This window comes from Parasediminibacterium paludis, assembly GCF_042651445.1.
In the GTDB taxonomy this organism is placed as follows: domain Bacteria; phylum Bacteroidota; class Bacteroidia; order Chitinophagales; family Chitinophagaceae; genus Parasediminibacterium; species Parasediminibacterium paludis.
Genome location: NZ_JBHSDC010000018.1, coordinates 69,261 through 88,275 on the forward strand (window position 1 = coordinate 69,261; position 19,015 = coordinate 88,275).

The 19,015-nt window shown below is 36.5% G+C and carries 9 protein-coding genes; all 9 read left to right on the top strand.

Annotated features, from left to right (window positions below):
• Nucleotides 1-154 precede the first annotated feature (154 nt).
• The 9 genes from ACFOW1_RS09705 (at nucleotide 155) to ACFOW1_RS09745 (ending at nucleotide 18,937) form a co-directional block, all read left to right on the top strand.
• The gene (locus tag ACFOW1_RS09705; protein ID WP_379013919.1) at nucleotides 155-4,474 is read left to right on the top strand and encodes an Ig-like domain-containing protein; all 4,320 of its coding nucleotides are present in this window, start codon (nucleotides 155-157) and stop codon (nucleotides 4,472-4,474) included.
• Nucleotides 4,475-5,200: 726 nt separating this feature from the next.
• Nucleotides 5,201-7,075 carry a T9SS type A sorting domain-containing protein gene (locus ACFOW1_RS09710; protein WP_379013920.1) on the top strand — a complete coding sequence of 625 codons (1,875 nt, stop codon included), beginning with the start codon at nucleotides 5,201-5,203 and terminating at the stop codon, nucleotides 7,073-7,075.
• A 462-nt stretch (nucleotides 7,076-7,537) separates the two neighbouring features.
• Complete coding sequence (locus tag ACFOW1_RS09715; RefSeq protein ID WP_379013921.1) at nucleotides 7,538-10,657, top strand: SusC/RagA family TonB-linked outer membrane protein; 3,120 nt, start codon at nucleotides 7,538-7,540, stop codon at nucleotides 10,655-10,657.
• Nucleotides 10,658-10,677: 20 nt separating this feature from the next.
• On the top strand, nucleotides 10,678-12,204 hold the full coding sequence (locus tag ACFOW1_RS09720; RefSeq protein WP_379013922.1) for a RagB/SusD family nutrient uptake outer membrane protein: 1,527 nt from the start codon (nucleotides 10,678-10,680) through the stop codon (nucleotides 12,202-12,204).
• A gap of 48 nt (nucleotides 12,205-12,252) precedes the next feature.
• Nucleotides 12,253-13,845, top strand: a complete 1,593-nt coding sequence (locus tag ACFOW1_RS09725) for a hypothetical protein (protein ID WP_379013923.1) — start codon at nucleotides 12,253-12,255, stop codon at nucleotides 13,843-13,845.
• A 19-nt stretch (nucleotides 13,846-13,864) separates the two neighbouring features.
• A complete protein-coding gene (locus ACFOW1_RS09730; RefSeq protein ID WP_379013924.1) occupies nucleotides 13,865-14,761 on the top strand; it encodes a PKD domain-containing protein in 897 nt (298 codons plus the stop codon).
• An 8-nt stretch (nucleotides 14,762-14,769) separates the two neighbouring features.
• Entirely contained in the window at nucleotides 14,770-15,813 is a 1,044-nt protein-coding gene (locus ACFOW1_RS09735) for a glycoside hydrolase family 16 protein (RefSeq protein WP_379013925.1), read from the top strand.
• Between the two features lie 98 nt (nucleotides 15,814-15,911).
• Nucleotides 15,912-18,173: a beta-glucosidase BglX gene (bglX, locus tag ACFOW1_RS09740; RefSeq protein WP_379013927.1), complete on the top strand. Its 2,262-nt coding sequence runs from the start codon at nucleotides 15,912-15,914 to the stop codon at nucleotides 18,171-18,173.
• A gap of 203 nt (nucleotides 18,174-18,376) precedes the next feature.
• Nucleotides 18,377-18,937: a YceI family protein gene (locus tag ACFOW1_RS09745; RefSeq protein WP_379013929.1), complete on the top strand. Its 561-nt coding sequence runs from the start codon at nucleotides 18,377-18,379 to the stop codon at nucleotides 18,935-18,937.
• Nucleotides 18,938-19,015: the final 78 nt, after the last annotated feature.

Here is a 19,015-nt window from a genome sequence, read left to right on the forward strand (position 1 = left end):
GAAAATAATTGCGTAGTACGCTTTGCCTTTAAAACAAGACTGTTCTTTTCTCCCCATTATTTGAAGTTCCTACAATTGCCATTTTCTATTTCAATTTGATAGCTGTTACTAAAGTAATGGTTATGCTATCTTTTTACAAAAAAAACACAGCCACATGCTTAGCCAAAATGTTACCAAGTTTACCGCAAATATTTTGCGTTTATTATTTTGTTTGCTTTTAACCGTTTTTGGGTGGCAACATAGCCATGCACAAACGCTAGTATGGCAAGAAAATTTTGATTCATCAGGTATTAATCCCAATGTATGGACATACGATTTTGGTGATGGTAGTCAACGAGCTGCAGGTTTTGGTTGGGGTAATTCAGAGTTAGAATATTATACAAGTAGGTCTCAAAATGTATATACCGAAAACGGTAGCCTTGTTATTGCTGCGCTGAAAGAAAATTTTGTAAATAGTGCATTTACATCTGGAAGAATTAAAACTGAAGGTAGAATACATTTTAAATATGGCACCATTGAAGCTAGGATAAAATTGCCTAGTATGACAAATGGTCTTTGGCCAGCCTTCTGGACGCTAGGAACTGTTGGTGCTAGCTGGCCTTCAATTGGCGAAATTGATATGATGGAAGCCGGTTCTGCAGCTGCATTAGCTGCTGCCGTTGGTAACAAACGTATTAGTTCTGCTGCGCATTGGAGCGACGGAAGTGGTGCACATCAGTACAACGTATCTTATACAGATGCCGCTGTAGATTTATCGGCAGATTATCATTTGTATAAAATGGTGTGGACGAGTCAATACATTAAAATGTATTTAGATAATGTAGAGTATTATAGTTTCGATATTAGTTCAGATCCTAATTTAACAGAGTTTCATAACCCACATTTTTTATTAATGAATGTAGCAGTGGGCGGGCAATATGTAGGCATTTACTCGGCCTCAGGTATTACAGCCCCTTTGCCAGGTAAAATGTATGTAGATTATGTAAAGTTGTATCAAAACCCGGGCGATGAGTTATATGTGGGAAATAACAATGCAAAAAGCGGCAATTTTGGTGTATTAACAGAAACCACACCTGTAACGGATTCTCTTAATTATGCAACTAACGCTACCTTATATTATTGGAATAATTTAACCAATATACCCAATGCGGTGCCCTATGAGGGAAATCATTTACTGGCGGTTCATGCCAACAGCGGTGATTGGTTTGGTATGGGTGTGTCTAATAATTATGTGAACTTGAATGGTTTTGCAACTGGGTCTTTAAAGTTTCATTTTAAAACAAGTTATGCAGGGCAGTTTAAAATAGGCTTAAATACTGGTCATGGAGAAACATGGCTAAATTTTGCTGCAGGCACCACCAATTATGGCTTGGTAAGAGACGGTAATTGGCACGAGATAACGATACCTATTGCCGATTTTAATAATCCAAGTATTGGCGATAATATTGATTTGTTTTCGGTAAAAGGAGCGTTTATGTTTGCAGGAGATCCTGCAACAAGCGCAGCAGATTTTTATTTTGACAATATTTATTTTACGAGGGGAATTCTGCAAAATCCTGCGCCTACAGTGGCTATTACTTCGCCCACTACGAATACTATTTTTAATACACCTAGCAGTATTACAATTGCTGCTAATGCTTCTGCTAGCGGAAGTGTGAGCAAGGTAGACTTTTATAATGGCAGTACTTTAATAGGTACTGCTACTACAAGTCCATATACTTTTGTTTGGAATAATCCTGCAAACGGTGTAGATTCTTTAATTGCCAAAGTAACTGACAATACTGGTGCTGTTAATACGTCTGCTATAGTGGTTGTATTTGTGTCAAAAGCAAATAATATAGCGCCTTCTATAAACATTACTTCACCTGCCAATAATGCAAGTTTTTTAGCTCCAGCAACTGTTTCTATAGCTACAAATGCCACGGATACAGATGGTAGTATTTATAAAGTTGATTTTTACAACGGGTCTACTTTATTAGGCACATCTACAACTAGTCCATTCAGTTTTAGTTGGGCAAATGTTGTAGCAGGTAATTACGCAATTACTGCAATAGCTACAGATAATGGGGGGCTTACCACAACTTCATCTTTAGTAAATATTGTGGTTACAAACCCTATTAAGCCTACGGTAAGTATTACATCTCCTAGTAATAACGCCAATTTTGTACCACCTGCAACCATTGTTATTACTGCCACGGCTGCAGAGGTTAATGGTACAATTACGCAAGTGGCATTTTACAATGGTACTACATTGTTGGGTACTGCTACTTCAAGCCCTTATAGTTTTAATTGGGCCAATGTGCCAATTGGCAATTATAACATTACTGCAGTTGCTACCGATAATAATGGTAATACCACTACTTCAGATGCGATAACAATTACGGTCGCTAAAGTCCCATGTGTAGGAACTGCTGTAAGTGGCGATTATAGCTATGAGGTATATACTGATGCAGGTACTGTATATTTTAAATTTCATCCGTTAAGTCCGATTGCGGGTTGTACATCTGCTATTATTTATGTTCGTCCTGGTAGTAGTGGCGCTTATCCTGGGTATAATATGACGGCTTCTGGTAGCGACTTTATTTATAGCCAAGCGATAGCCAACGGTATTAACACAAGCTTTTATTTTTCGTATAATGTACCTGCAGGTGGTGAAAGAAATTCAAGTACAGACCCACATAGTTATGTAGTAGGCACCCAATGTGTTGCCGGTGCTCCTACGGTGTCTATTACTTCGCCAATTGATGCTACAAGTTTTACAGCACCTGCCAGTGTTGTTATAACCGCCGTAGCTAGTGCCGCTAGCAATAATACCATTAGTAAGGTCGATTTTTATAATGGAACAACATTATTAGGTAGTTCTGCTACTAGTCCATATACTCTTACTTGGAGTAATGTCGCTGCTGGCTCTTATCCATTAACTGCTAAAGCTACTGATAATAATGGGTTATCTACTACCTCTGCTATTGTAAATATTGTAGTAAATGCGCCTAATACAGACGGTTATTGCAGTACAGCTGCAAATGGTGATTATGAATATAAAGCTGTTACGGTAGGCAATGTGGTCACTTTTACAATGCATCCATTAACACCTATTGTTGGTTGCACGTATGCTTTAATTTATGTACGTGAAGGGTTAACGGGAGGTTATCCAGGTTATGCCATGTCAGCTTCTGGAAGCGATTTTATTTTTACCAAAACTATTACAAGTGGTACACCAGTTAGTTTTTATTTCACCTATCAAACACCGCCAGCTGGTGAGCGAAATTCTTCTGCAAGCCCACATAGTTATACGGTTGGTGCTAATTGTACTGGCATTACAGCTTCACCGCCTACTATTACTATTACATCGCCAGCAAATAATGCAACCTATACCGAACCTGCCAATATCACCATTACAGCCGATGCTGCAGATGCAACTGGTACTATTAGCAAGGTAGAATTTTATAATGGTGCCACATTAATTGGTACAGCTACTTCAAGTCCGTATACTTATAATTGGAACAGTGTTGCAGCAGGTAATTATAGCCTTACGGCAAAAGCAACAGATAATAATACTTTGTCCACTATTTCATCTGAGGTAAAAATTAGTGTTAGTCTAGATAATTCTACAGGATTTTGTGCCACTGCTGCCAATGGTGATTATAGTTATAAAGCTGAAACCAATAACGGTATGGTAACATTTACCTTTCATCCACTTACACGCATTTTGGGTAGTAGTAGTGCCTTAATTTATATTAGAGAAGGTGCTTCTGGCGGTTATCCAGGGTATAATATGACGGCTGTTGGACCTGATTTTAGATTTACCAAAGCCATCGCTAATGGTACAGTATGTAGTATTTACTTTACCTATGGCGTGCCTTCAGGTGGAGAGCGAAATTCTTCGGCAAGCCCACATAGCTATACGGTAGGTACCAATTGTTTAACCACATTACCAGTTGTTTTAAGCGATTACCATGTTGCGTTAATCAATCCATCCACAGTAGCTATTGATTGGGCTACAGCTACTGAAATCAATAATGATTATTTTACGGTAGAAAGAAGTATTGATGGTAGAAATTTTACCACAATAGCTACAATATTTGCCAATGGCAATTCAAGTAGTATTAAAAATTATCAAGTAAAAGATAATACACCAGCCATTGGTATTAATTATTATCGCTTAACACAAGTAGACAAAGATGGTAAAGCGACTGTATTTGATATCAAGTCGATTGTAGTAGGCGGTTCAACTACATCATTGCGCGTTTTTCCTAATCCAGTTATTAATAATCGCTTGCAAATTATGCTGAATGGTACTAATGCAAGTTTCCTAAAAGTACAAATGATGTCTATGGAAGGCAAAATATTACTCAGTAATACATTCCCTTCTTTAGGAGGTATTATCAATATTCAATTGCCAAGTACAATGGCCAATGGCCTATATTTACTGAAAGTTGACGGGTTTTCTCCAGTAAAAGTATTAGTGCAATAAAACGGCATGTATTTTTTCTTATTTAAAATCTCAGTTGCGAGCGCAACTGAGATTTTTTGTTTGTTACAACAATAAAAACTAATCAATAATGTAATTTTAAAAATTGCTTGATGTAGTATTGAGATACCTCTTGTAAGCTTAAGAAACCCTTTTTTCGGTTTAATGATGTAGTGTTGAAGTGGGTATAAATCTTAGCTGCTATTGATTGGGATGTAATTTTACCGATGTATTTCAGGTACAACATCTTTCTGAAAAAACGATTGCAAATGTATTGCCAATAGCTGTTGTTCAGTTAGGTGGATGACGTGATTATTATTTTTAATCATTTAATTCAAAACAGTTACAAATGAAAAAAAGTTATATCGCTGAACTCCAAATCTAAAAAAGATTTTAGAGCTACTTCCAAGCCATGATAATTTGTTTAATGATTACTGACTTAAATAATTGTTTCTATTTAAAAGTAAGAGTTTTATTAAGCTGCTTAATTCGTATTAGATGTTCCATCACTGAATATCAATTTGCTAACAAGTTTTTAGTTTTTCACTATTTGTCTATAAACAATTTATCGAGTATGTGACTAGTTTAGGGGAACATGTTTTCAGAATATCATGAATCTCTTAAAGTTGTTCACATTTGTGGGAGTACAAAATTCATTTTATGAGGTTTAATATAATTTCAAAAAGCTTTTCTATTTATTTAAATATTTCTTAATTCAAATCTAAATTTATGACAAAGTTTTATCTATCGGTGTTCGCCTTTTTTTTACTTTGCTGTCAAGTAAGTGGTCAGCAAGTAGTTTTTAACGGTAATTACGCTACAGGCGTAACTTTTATTGGTTTTGGTGGTTCAACAAATAGCGTTTCTATTGACAATTCAACTACTTACAATGGCATGGCATCACTTAAGTTTGTAATGCCAACTACAAACTATTCTGGTGGTGCATTAGTAGCATCTGCGCCTGTAGATGTTAGCGCATACAACGCAGTAACTTTTTGGGCTAAGGCAAGTCAAGCTTTAACTCTTGACAAAGCTGGATTTGGTAACAATACTTCGGATGCGAATTATTCTGTTGAATTTGCAGGTATTCCAATGACAACAACTTGGCAAAAATTTATTATTCCTATACCTGATGCTTCCAAGTTAACTGCACTTAGTGGTTTATGGCATATGGCTGATGGTGCTAATCATGGGGCTACTATGTGGTTTGCAGATATCCAATATGAAAACATTACAGGTGGTATTATTGGTACCCCAACAGCTTCGATAGCAACTGAAACACAGAACAAGGCTGTTGGCGGCACCTTCAAACCAAACGGTATTGCTATTACCTTTCCTGTTAACGGTTCTAATGAAGTATTGAGTGCATTAGCTCCATCTTATTTTACTTATTCAGCTACACCTGCTGGCATTGTATCTTTTGATGCTACAGGAATAGGGACAGCAATTGCAGCAGGTACAGCTACTGTTACAGCTAAACTTGGAAGTGTGAACGTATCGGGTGTTTTAACAGTAAATGTTTTGGGTCAATCTGCCCCTACAACCCTTGCCCCTAATCCAACATTGCCATCAGCAAATGTTTATTCACTTTTTAACAGTAGCCAAACATACACAGATAATACGGTTGATACTTGGAGAACTAGTTGGTGCAATGCAACTTTAACCGACCCTTATAAAATTGGTAATGTATCCATAAAAGAATATTCCAATTTAGTATATTCTGGTACCGAGTTTGTAGCGAAAGAAGTAGATGCTACTACCCGCAAATTTTTTCATGTGGACGTTTGGACGCCTGATATTACAACATTTGCTGTGAAGCTTGTTGATTTCGGCCCAACAGGCGTTTATGCTACTGGACCAGTTGTTCAAGATCTTAAAAACTTTACGCTTACTAAGGGTGCTTGGAATAGCCTTGAAGTAAACCTTGATAACTTGACAGCATTAACTACTAAAGGACATATAGCTCAATTATTATTTGTTGATTTAGACAATAGCGGTGCAGGCGGCGGTACAGTTTTCTTTGATAATGTTTATTTTAGTTCAGTAACCACTTTACCAGTAAACTTGGCAGCATTTAATGTTGTAAAAGTTGGTTCAACGGCTCAATTAAGCTGGAAAACATTATCTGAGATAAACAATAAAGGTTTCGCAGTAGAGCGCAGCGCAGATGGTATTACTTGGAATCAATTGCAATTTGTAAATGCTAGTACTAGCGGCAGTAATGGTGCATCTTACAGTGCTATAGATAATAGCCCTTTGAATGGTGTTAATTACTATCGTTTAAAGCAAGTTGACAACGATGGTAAATTTGTATACTCTAGCACCGCATCTGTAAATTTCGGTAATAACGATGCAGTAGGTTTTGCGTTTTATCCAAACCCTGTAAGAGCTAAAATTACGGTTGCGTTACAAACGATTCAATCTAGCAATGCTAGTTTAAGCTTGGTAAATGTGGATGGCAAAACTGTAAAAACAATCGCATTAACTAGCCAACAATCAAATAGTAATATCCAAATCTCTGTATCTGATATTGCAAAAGGCAACTATTTCTTAGTATTAAAAGATGGTAGCACTGTAAAATCAAGCAAAGTTTTGGTAGATTAATAACGATTTACGAAAAACAAGGCATACTTTAACTAAACCCTTCAAAGGCATAAAGCAATAAAAGCTTTATGCCTTTTTTATTGTTTTAAAATGCCTAGCTATAGTTATAAATATTGCGGGTGTGTCAAGAGTATTTTTATAGTCTTTTCTGTAGCAATTTGTAGCTCTACGATTTATAATAAATGTTAATTTATTTTCAAAACGAGACTTATAATTCAGTGAATACCTTTTTAACCTATTATTCATGCACACAACAGTTAATAATAGATTTTAAGAAGTCAGCTTACTTAGTTAGTCTTTGCAAAAATGTCTATTGATGTACTATTGATGTAGTAAAAAAGCCTAACTAGAACTCATTTTTCAAGAGATGATGTAGTATTGAAGGATATTCTTTTTATTGTGTTGTAGTAGCCATTAATAGCTTTGCTTTATTATTTTTTCTCCATTTAAAACGGTTGCATTATGAAATTGAAATTTGCATTGCTATGCGTTGCTATTATTTTGGCTGGATTTGTCCAACAAATTATGGCACAAACTTTATCTGTGACGGGTAAAGTCCTCAACAAATCCACTGGCGAGTCACTTGTAGGTGCTACAGTAAATGTACAAGGTACTACAAAGTCAGTTTTAACAGACGGAAACGGTATTTTTAAAATCACAGTAAATAAAGGTGCAACTTTGGTAGTAAGTTATGTTGGTCTAACAACCACCAAACAAATTGTTACCAATGCTGGTCCTCTAAATTTCTCCCTAACAGAAAATGCTGCTAATAATTTAAATGATGTGGTGGTAGTGGGTTATGGCACACAAAAAATTACCAATGTATCGGGTTCTATTGCTACCATAAAAGCAAGCGATATCCAAAAAATTAATGCAGTGCGTGTAGAAGATGCCATACAGGGTAGGGCATCGGGCGTAACTGTGGTTCAAAGCGGTTCGCCGGGATCTACACCAACGGTCTTTATCAGAGGTATTCCTTCATATGCTGGTTCTGATCCATTAGTTGTTATTGATGGTGTACAACAATCATTGGTAGATTTTAATTCTTTAAGTCCATCTGATATTGAATCGATTAATATTTTAAAAGATGCCGCTACCACTTCTATATATGGTGTAAAAGGTGGTAATGGTGTTATTGTAATAACTACTAAATCTGGTAAAAGAAATCAAAAAACACAGTTGTCTATTAATAGCTCTTACGGCTATCAAGAAGTTGCTAGAACTATTGGCGTACTAAATGCTACAGAATATGGTGCCATTGTAAATGAAGGAAGTACTTTATCTGGTGGGGGAGTTATTTTTCCTAATTTGGCGGCTTTGGGTGTTGGTACCAACTGGCAAGATCAAATTTTTAAACAAGCACCTTTCCAAAATCATTCTGTAACTGCTACGGGTGGTTCTGAAAAAACAACCTTTTTCTTATCAGCGTCTTATGCAGACCAGTCTGGTATTGTTGGTGGTCAATCCAAATCGGATTATTCAAGAGGAAATTTTACTGCCAATCTTAATTTTCAATTAACGCCTAAATTGAAATTTATATTAAATACAACAGCTGTTTTATTAAATTCAAAAGGTGTAGCTGAAAATTCATTTAATAGTGTTATTGGTTCAGCATTGAATTTCGATCCTACGGTTCCAGTGTATAACAATGTGCCTAACACTGTTGGTACCTATGGTTTTAGTAACTTAATTCTAGCCGAAGTACATAATCCATTAACGACACTTGATAATACGTACAATAAGAATACTGGGGCAAAATTGTATGGTAAATTTGAATTTCAATATGACATTATAAAAAATTTAAAACTTACTTCTCGTTTTGGCTATACCGATTATAACGACAATGGCAAATCATTTACGCCTTTGGTATTCTACGGTATTAATAATGTAGATAATACCATGAACGCAGATGGTTCTACAGTACTTGGTAAGCATAATTCTGTATCATCTACCAGAAATAGTAATTTTAATTACAGAATAGAATCTTTTGCTAATTATGCATTTGATATTAAACAAAAAAATCATTTTGAAGTAGTTGCTGGTATCAATTTTCTTAGAAACCATGGCAACCAAATTGGTGCGTCAAAGCAAGACGTACCTTTTAACTCGTGGACTTTTGCAGATCTAACCGCTGCTACTGGTACCAATACAGCAACAAATCCTAGTGCTAATTCGGGTTATTATTACGAGTATAAATCTAAAAATGTATCCACTTTTGCAAGGTTGAATTACGATTTTGAAGGTAGATATTTGGCGTCATTTAGCGCTAGAAGAGATGGTTCTTATTCTTTTGGTTTAGATAAACAATTTGGTAATTTCTTTTCTGGATCAGCAGGCTGGGTAGTATCAAAAGAAAAATTTTTCCAATCTAAATTTATTAACTTTTTAAAGCTTCGTGGTAGCTATGGTACTGTTGGTAGCGATGCTAATACCAACCCACAAAGCACCAATGTTGTTACCGGTGGGCCTTACAGCACTATTGGCAATAGTAATGGTTACAATTTTGGAAATATATTTTATCCTGGTACGTCTATATCATCACAGTCAAACCCATTATTAGGCTGGGAGAATCAAAAGCAAGGTAATATTGGTTTTGATATCACATTGCTAAACAATAAAATATCTATTACAGCCGATTATTTCCAAAAAAATGTTGATGGTTTGTTATTTACGCCTACCCAATCTTTGTATTTAGGTACGGTACCTGCACCTACAGCTAATATTGGTTCTACCAGTACAAAAGGTTTAGACGCAACGGTAACTTACAATACCATGATTGCTAGAAGTGTAAAATTAAATACCTCTGTTACTTTCACTACTTTCAAGAGTTTAGTAACAGCTACAAATACTGATAATAGTGCGCAAATTCCTGGTGGCTATTATTTTAACGGTCAGTCTCAATCGGCTACATTATTTGCTAAGGGTTATTCTCCAGGTATTTTTTGGGGTTATAAAACTGATGGATTGTTTCAAACGCAATCTGATATCGCAAAAGCAGCCAAACAATCTGGCGCACAACCTGGCGATATAAAATATGTAGATGTTAATAATGATGGTGTGATAGATAGTAAAGATTTAACGCAAATTGGTAATCCTTTTCCAAAGTTTACACTTGGCTGGAATATTAATCTTGAGTATAAAAACTTCGATATAACAGCATTTATTTATGCATCTGTCGGCAATGATATTTTTAGAGCTTATGAAAGAAATGCCAACTATACCAATAAATTTAGAAGTGTGTTAGGTAGATGGACCGGACCTGGTACTACTAATAATGCTGCTACACCTCGATATGTATTTACAGATGCGAATAATAACTCAAGGGTTTCAGATAGATATGTAGAAGATGGCTCTTTCGTAAAAATTAAAAATCTACAACTTGGTTACACAATGCCTAGCAAGTTGTTTAAGAATAGTTCTACACGTATAAGAGTTTATGCGCAGGCAAAAAATCTTTACACATTTACCAAATACTCTGGCTACGACCCTGAAATATCTGGTGGTATTTTATCAACTGGTGTAGATTATGGTGCTTACCCACAAGCTCGATCTTTCTTATTTGGTCTTGATGTTAAATTTTAATAAATAAAAAAAAACATATAATGAAAAATTATTTTAAAATATTTATAAGCATTGCATTGATTGCTGCTATTGCTTCATGCAAAAAGTTTATTGCATATAGCCCTAGTGATGCCTATTTAATTACTGCACAACAGTACTTAACATCTGCCTCCGATTATCAATCAATGGGTATCAGCGTTTATACACCTTTACAATGGCTAAACCAAGTGGTACCAATTGGCGATATCGCTTCTGATAATGCTGTGTCTGGTGGTGAAAGTGCTTCTGATGTATTAGATTTACAACAAATAGATGATTATACCTTAACACCTGTTAATGGTACCTTAGCCAATATTTGGCAATATGCTTACGAAGGTGTTAATCGTGCGAACTATTTAACACAATATAAAGATGCAAATCCTGCTGGTCAAAATATCAGTTTCACAGGTAAAGATGCCATGTATGGCGAAGTGTATTTTTTAAGAGCTTATTATTATTTTACACTTACAAAAATGTTTGGCGATGTACCATTGTTTACCGACAAACGTTTAGACTTTGCCAGTTCTGGAAAGCTTACAAGAACTTCACAAGCCTTGGTGTATACCCAAATAGAAAAAGACTTAAAAAGTGCGATAGCTGTGCTGCCAGCTGTACCTGTAGTAACTGCACAACCAGGCCGAATTACGAAATACGCCGCCCAAGGGTTATTGGGTAAAGTATATCTATACGAGAAAAAATACGATTCTGCAGCAGTGGTATTGCAAAGTATTATTTCTTCAGGTGCGTTTACGTTGGTTCCAAATTTTGCATCTATCTTTTTACAAAGTGGCGAAAATGGACCAGAATCACTTTTTGAAGTACAATATACCAATGCGTCACCTTATTATCAATGGTCAAATGTATTGCAAGGGCAAGGTAATTATGCAGTTCAACAGTGTGGCATTAGGGGATTGAACGGTACCAATGGTATGCCTTACGCACCAGGTTGGAGCACAAATTTACCAACACAAAGTCTGGCCAACGCATATACAGCAGGCGACCAACGCAAAGCCGTTACTTGTTTAGATATTGAAGCGTACAAAGCGGCAAATCCACAATATAATATTACGTATCAAATTGCGCCATATAAAAATACAGGACTATATAATCAAAAATATTTGCCACGACTTGGTGAAACGTCAGGCCAGCCAGAGTTGAACTACGATAATAATCAGCGAATTATTCGCTATGCAGATGTGTTATTAATGGCTGCAGAAGCTTTAAATAAAAGTACAACGCCAAACGATGCCTTGGCAGCAACTTATTTAAATCAAGTTCGTAGACGTGCTTTTAGCGTTTCGGATGCTAGTAAAGATGTAACGGCTACGGGTTCTGCTTTGTACACTGCTATTTTGAACGAAAGACGCTTAGAACTTGGTATGGAAGGTGAACGCTTTTTTGACCTAGTAAGAACTGGACAAGCCGCAACGGTACTTGGACCAAGCTTTAAAGCGGGCAAAAATGAATTATTTCCTATTCCGCTGCAAGAAGTTACTGTGTCAGGACTTACACAAAATCCTAATTATTAATGTAACACAAAAAGAAATACTATGTATAAGTTCAAATATTTAATAGCTATGTTACTAATACTTTCCGTAGCTGCATGTACAAAAAATAACTATAACGACACTTCGTTTATTGAGACGGCGGCCGTGCCAAGTAATATATCAACCATGTTTACCATTACTCAAGATAATACTGGTTTGGTAACCATTACACCCAATGGTACTGGTGCATCATCATACGATATATATTTTGGGGACAATGCTTCGCCTGTGAATATCCCAGCTGGTAAAAGTGTGAATCACACCTATGCCGAAGGCGTTTATACGGTAAAAGTGGTAGGATACAATGTAGCTGGCAAAACAGCAACTGCATCACAAACTTTAACTGTTTCGTACAGAATGCCACAAAATTTAAAGCTGAACGTATCAACCTCAGGTGTATCAGTTACTTTATCAGCAACGGCTTTATATGCTACTTATTTTAAAGTGTATTTTGGTGATTCATTAAATGTAAATCCATTGCCTGTTGCATCAGTTTTGGGTGGACAATCTATTACACACCAATATCCTTCTGCTGGCAAGTATGTAATTACAGTTATAGCACTTAGCGGTGGTGCAGCAACTGCTCAAATTACGGATACAATAAAAGTCGCAAACCAAATCAATTTACCAGTAACATTTGATGATCCAAGTGTTGATTATACCGTTTCTGACTTTGGTGGCAATGCTTCTGTTTTAACTAAAGACCCTACCAATGCTAATAACTGGGTGATGCAATCAACTAAAACTGGCGGCGCACAAACATGGGCTGGCACAACTGTAGGTACAGGATTAGGCTTTGCAACGAAAATACCTATTACTGCTACTAATAATAAAATGACAGTAATGGTTTATTCGCCCGCAGCAGGCTTAGATATTAAATTAAAATTAGACGACCACACAAGACCAAATGCTGGTTATTCTGTAGAAACAGATGTGTTAACCACTAAAGCCAATCAGTGGGAAACACTCACTTTTGACTTTTCAAAACCAGCTAGTGGTACTCCAGCGTGGAGTGCAGCCAATACCTACGATTTAGCATCTATCTTCTTCGATTTTAATACAGGAGGTTCTGGCAAAGTATTTTATTGGGATAATTTGCAGATGCAATCTGCACCGCCAGTATTATCGCAAATAAATTTGCCAGTCACATTTGAAAGTACAACAGTAGATTATACAATGTCTGACTTTGGTGGCAATGTTTCTACATTTACTACCGATCCTGTAAATGCCAATAACCACGTCATGAAGTCGATTAAAACCAGTGGCGCACAAACTTGGGCTGGAACTACTGTAGGTACTCCTCTCGGCTTTGCAACGCTAATACCAATTACTACCACTAAAAATAAAATGACTGTCATGGTGTACTCACCAGCGGCTGGTCTTGATATAAAACTAAAATTGGATGATCACACAAGGCCAAATGCAGGTTATTCTGTTGAAACCGATGCTTTAACAACAGTAGCCAATCAATGGGAAACATTAACATTCGATTTTAGTAAAAATTCATCTGGTACACCTGCATTTAGTAGCGCCAATAAGTACGACTTAGTGTCTATCTTTTTCGACTTCAATGTAGCAGGGTCTGGTAAAGTATTTTATTGGGACAATGTGATTTTATTATAAACTAATTAAATGTAATAGTATGAAAAAGTATATTAAATATCTGTCAATACTTGTTTTGGTAATAGTTACTTCTATTATTGGTTGTAAAAAAACTGAATATTCGTTTGGCAGTATTAAAACACCTACCAACCTCACAGTTACTACAGCTGTTCAAGGCGCAAGTACAAGTTCACCTAATGGCGACGGTTCTGGTATTGTAACCGTAACTGCTAATGCTACTGATGCGATACAGTATAAAATATTTTTTGGTAATGGTGATTCGGTATTAACACCTTACAACACTGCCAACTATAAATATACCAAATTAGATACAAATGTGTATAACATTACTGTAACAGCAATTGGCACTGGCGGTGCAAGTACCACAGCCACCAAACAAGTTAAAGTATTGTACACTTTTGCTATCCCTTCAAACATTGTAACTGGTTTAACCAACGGCACCAGTAAAGTATGGAAAATAGCAAAAGATACAGTTGGTCATTTTGGTGTTGGCCCACTTGCCACATTCACAGCCGATTATTACAAAGCTGGTCCAAACGAAAAGCCTGCATGTGCTTATGCAAGTACCATCACATTTACATCAGTAGGTAATGGTATTACTGTTAACGTTAATAATTTTGGTTCTTCATTTTTAATTAATGCAGCATTAGGCTTTTATGGTCAAGCTGGTGGTAGCGACGGCTGTTATCCAGTTGCTACTGGCGGTACACAAAATTTATCTTTTGGTAATGCTACTTCAGGTTCTAATACTAGTAATTCTACAGGTATTCAATTTTCAGTTCCAGGAAATGGTATTTTAAATTTTGGTACAGGTGGTACTACTTACGAAATATTATATTTAAGCAGTAGTGTTTTAATGTTAAGAAATGTAGGTATTGATGGCAATGCGTGGTATCAAATTTTTAAAGCTCAATAAAATAAAAAATGAAAAAAGTAAATATATTTCTGTTTATCGTGTTTTGCATCATTAGTGTTAGTTGTGCAAAAAATAATACCGATACAAGTGCACCTTCTAATTTGCAAGTAACGGCCAATGTAAGTGTTGACAGCAGTGGTAATGTCGCGTTTACTGCTACCGCCGATAATGCCACTTCTTATAGTTTTCAATTGGGTAATGGCACAACACTAACGTCAACCACTGGTTTATTAAGTTACACCTACCAAGTATTGGGTACCTATACTTATTCCGTAATTGTAACTGCTACAAGCAGTTCGGGGGCTACTATTTCTAAAACCGTATTTGTAACGGTTACCGTGGCTAAAACAGCTACTAATGTAACTGGTAGCTTGGTGTGGTCAGATGAATTTAATACAAATGGTGCGCCTGATCCTACAAAATGGAAATACGATTTAGGTGCTGGCGGCTGGGGCAACAATGAACTAGAGTATTATACCAATCGTTCAAGCAATGTAACCGTTTCTAACGGTACATTAAAAATAACCGCTATTAAAGAAAACTACAACGGTAGTAATTATACATCTGGTCGTATATTAACGAGTGGTTTATATAGTTTTAAATACGGTAGAATAGATATCAGTGCAAAACTGCCTGCAGGCGGTGGTGTTTGGCCAGCAATATGGTCATTGGGTAATAATTTCTCATCCGCAGGCTGGCCTACTTGTGGCGAAATGGATATTATGGAATATGTAGGTAATAATCCTAATACTATTTTCAGCACGTTCCATTATCCTGGTAATTCTGGTGGTAATGCAATTAGTAAAAATATAACCGTACAAAATTTAACCACGTCTTTCCATTTGTACACATTACAGTGGGGCGCTACTACCATCAGTATGTATGTAGATGGTAAATTGGTTAATTCAATTCCAAACAATCAATCTTTACCGTTTAATCAAAACTTTTTCTTAATCTTAAATGTGGCTATGGGCGGTAATTTTGGCGGTACTGTTGATCCTGCCTTTACAAGCGGAACAATGGAAATTGATTATATTAGAGTATATCAATAAGTCATATAATTGGATGGTACTTATTTTAAATAGCAATAACTGCAGGCCTATCGTCTGCGGTTATTGCTTCTTTGTTTATTTTCTTTAAATTTTGCTGTATGATCCCAAAAAAATGGTTCTTCACGTGTTTGCTTAGTGTATTTGCCTTTGCCAATATGGTACAAGCACAAGCTTATTCTTCTGTTACTAATATTGATAAAAGGGTAGATTCTGTATTGAAATTGATGACTTTAACCGAAAAAGTGGGTCAAATGAATCAATACAATGGCTTTTGGGAAATAACTGGGCCTGTACCTAAAGAAGGTAATGCCAAAATGAAATATGAGCATTTAAAAATGGGACTTGTAGGCGCTGTATTAAATGTTCAAGGTAGTGTTAATGTGCGCAAACTGCAAGAGATTGTGGTAAAAGAATCGCGCCTCGGTATTCCTTTAATGTTTGGCTTCGATGTCATTCATGGTCATAAAACCTTATCACCAATTCCTTTAGCCGAAGCGGCTAGCTGGGATTTAAAAGCCATCGAAAAATCTGCAAGAGTGGCTGCCATTGAAGCATCTGCCTTGGGTATCAACTGGACGTTTGCACCAATGGTAGATATTGCCCGTGATGCGCGTTGGGGCCGAGTAATGGAAGGCGCTGGCGAAGATGTGTATTTGGGTTCTAAAATTGGCGCAGCCCGTGTAAAAGGCTTTCAAGGCGATGATTTAGCTGCTAATAATACCATAGTGGCTTGCGCTAAACACTTTGCCGGTTACGCTTTTGCAGAAGGCGGTAGAGATTATAACACCGTAGATGTAGGTACTTCTACGTTATACAATGTTATTTTTCCACCTTTTCAGGCTACAGTAGATGCGGGTGTACGCACTTTTATGAATTCATTTAACGTATTAAATGGTATACCGGCTACGGCTAATAAATTTTTGCAAAGAGATATTTTGAAAGACAAATGGAAATTTAATGGTTTTGTAGTAAGCGATTGGGGTTCTGGTGGCGAAATGATTGACCATGGCTATGCTAAAGATTTAAAACAAGTAGCAGAACTAGCTGCCAACGCTGGTAGCGATATGGATATGGAATCTTATGCTTATGTGGGGCATCTGCAAAAATTAGTAGAAGAAGGCAAAGTAAGTATGGCTGTAATTGATGATGCGGTGAAGCGTATTCTACGTGTAAAATTTGAACTTGGATTATTCGATGATCCTTACAAATACTGTAGTGCTGAGCGTGAAAAAACAATGGTTTTTAATGCTGAAAATCAAGCCGCGGCGCTAGATATGGCTAAAAAATCAATTGTATTATTAAAAAATGATAACAACCTCTTGCCATTGAGTAAAACCCAAAAAAATATTGCCGTTATTGGTGCTTTGGCAAATGATAAAAACAGTCCGCTTGGTAGCTGGCGCATTGGTAGCGACGATAATACGGCCATTTCTGTAGTAGAAGGCTTGAAGCAATATACCAGCAATTTTACCTATGCTAAAGGTGCAGATGTTGTGATTGGTAAAACTTCTTTTATTGAAGAATTGAACATTAACGAAAAAGATACATCTGGTTTTGCAGAAGCGATAGCATTGGCTAAAAAGTCTTCTGTTGTGGTAATGGTTTTGGGCGAACATGGTTTTCAAAGTGGCGAAGGTAGAAGTAGAAGTAAGCTAGACTTACCTGGCGTGCAACAGCAATTACTTGAAGCCGTATATAAGGTTAATAAGAACATCGTTTTGGTACTAATGAATGGTCGTCCATTGGCTATTACTTGGGCTGATGAACATTTGCCTGCCATTGTTGAAGCTTGGCAGCTTGGTACACAAACTGGTAATGCGGTGGCGCAAGTATTATTTGGCGATTATAACCCTTCAGGTAAATTACCTATGACGTTTCCTAGAAGTGTAGGGCAGGAGCCACTGTATTATAGCCATTACAGTACAGGCCGTCCGGGGCCAAAAGATTTGGTATTTTGGTCGCATTATATGGATGAAAGTTACAAGCCTTTGTACCCATTTGGTTATGGTTTAAGCTATGCCAAATTTGCCTATAGCAATCTTGCGGTAAACGATGCCGACAAAGCGAATATTAAAGTAAGTGTTACCATTACCAATACCAGCAAGGTAGCGGGCGAAGAAGTAGCGCAATTATATATTCACGACAAATTTGCAAGTGTAGTAAGGCCTGTTAAAGAACTTAAAGGGTTTGAAAAATTGATGTTGAAAGCGGGCGAATCAAAAACCATTACGTTTACACTCACCAATAAAGAACTTGGTTTTTATAATAACGATGGTGTGTTTCTGGTAGAACCAGGCGAATTTGAAGTGATGGTAGGTACCAATTGTAGCGAAGGCTTATCGAGTAGTTTTGTGTTATAAAAAAATAACTTATGTGAAGATGTTTTGTTCAGAACAATTTTGCTAACTAAATTGTAAAACAAACGTCAAAATTTACAAATGAGTGTTAAACAAGACGCATTAGATTATCGAAATCGAAAAAATAATGTCGAGAGTCATTGTTGTAACATTAGTTGGTTTATTTTGCAACTGAATTATAAAACAAAAAATTAAACAAAACCTTTATGAAAAAAGTTTTCTTAGCCATCGCTCTAGTAGCTAGCACAGTAGGTATCTACTCATTTACTACTAAAGTTGCTGACACATTTGCAGTAAACACTGCTACAAGTAAAGTAGAATTTATTGGTTCAAAAAAAGCTGGTTACCACCCAGGTAATTTCTCATTAAAAAGCGGTTCTGTTACAGTAGAAGCTGGTAAAATCACTGGCGGTAGCTTTGTAATAGATTTAGCTTCTTTGAAAATAACTGACGAAGCTGGTGCTAAACTTGAAGGTCATTTAAAATCTCCAGATTTCTTCGATTTCAGTAAAGGTACAGAAGCCACTTATACTATTTCTAGCGTGAAATATACAAGTGCTGATAAAGCTGAAATTGAAGGTAATTTAACTTTAAAAGGTGTAACTGCACCAGTAAAATTTGTTGCTAGCATTCGTGGTATCGATGCAACTAAATTATTTGCAGAGGCAACTTTTAGTTTAGATAGAACTGCATTTGGTATTAACTACGGTGCAGGTATGGTAGCTAACGATGTTCAAGTAACCGTGCATTTATTTGCTGGTAAATAATCATACAGAATACCCCATTAAAAAGCCTTACCACTATTGTTGGTAAGGCTTTTTTGTTGCTTGCTAGTGCGATGCCTA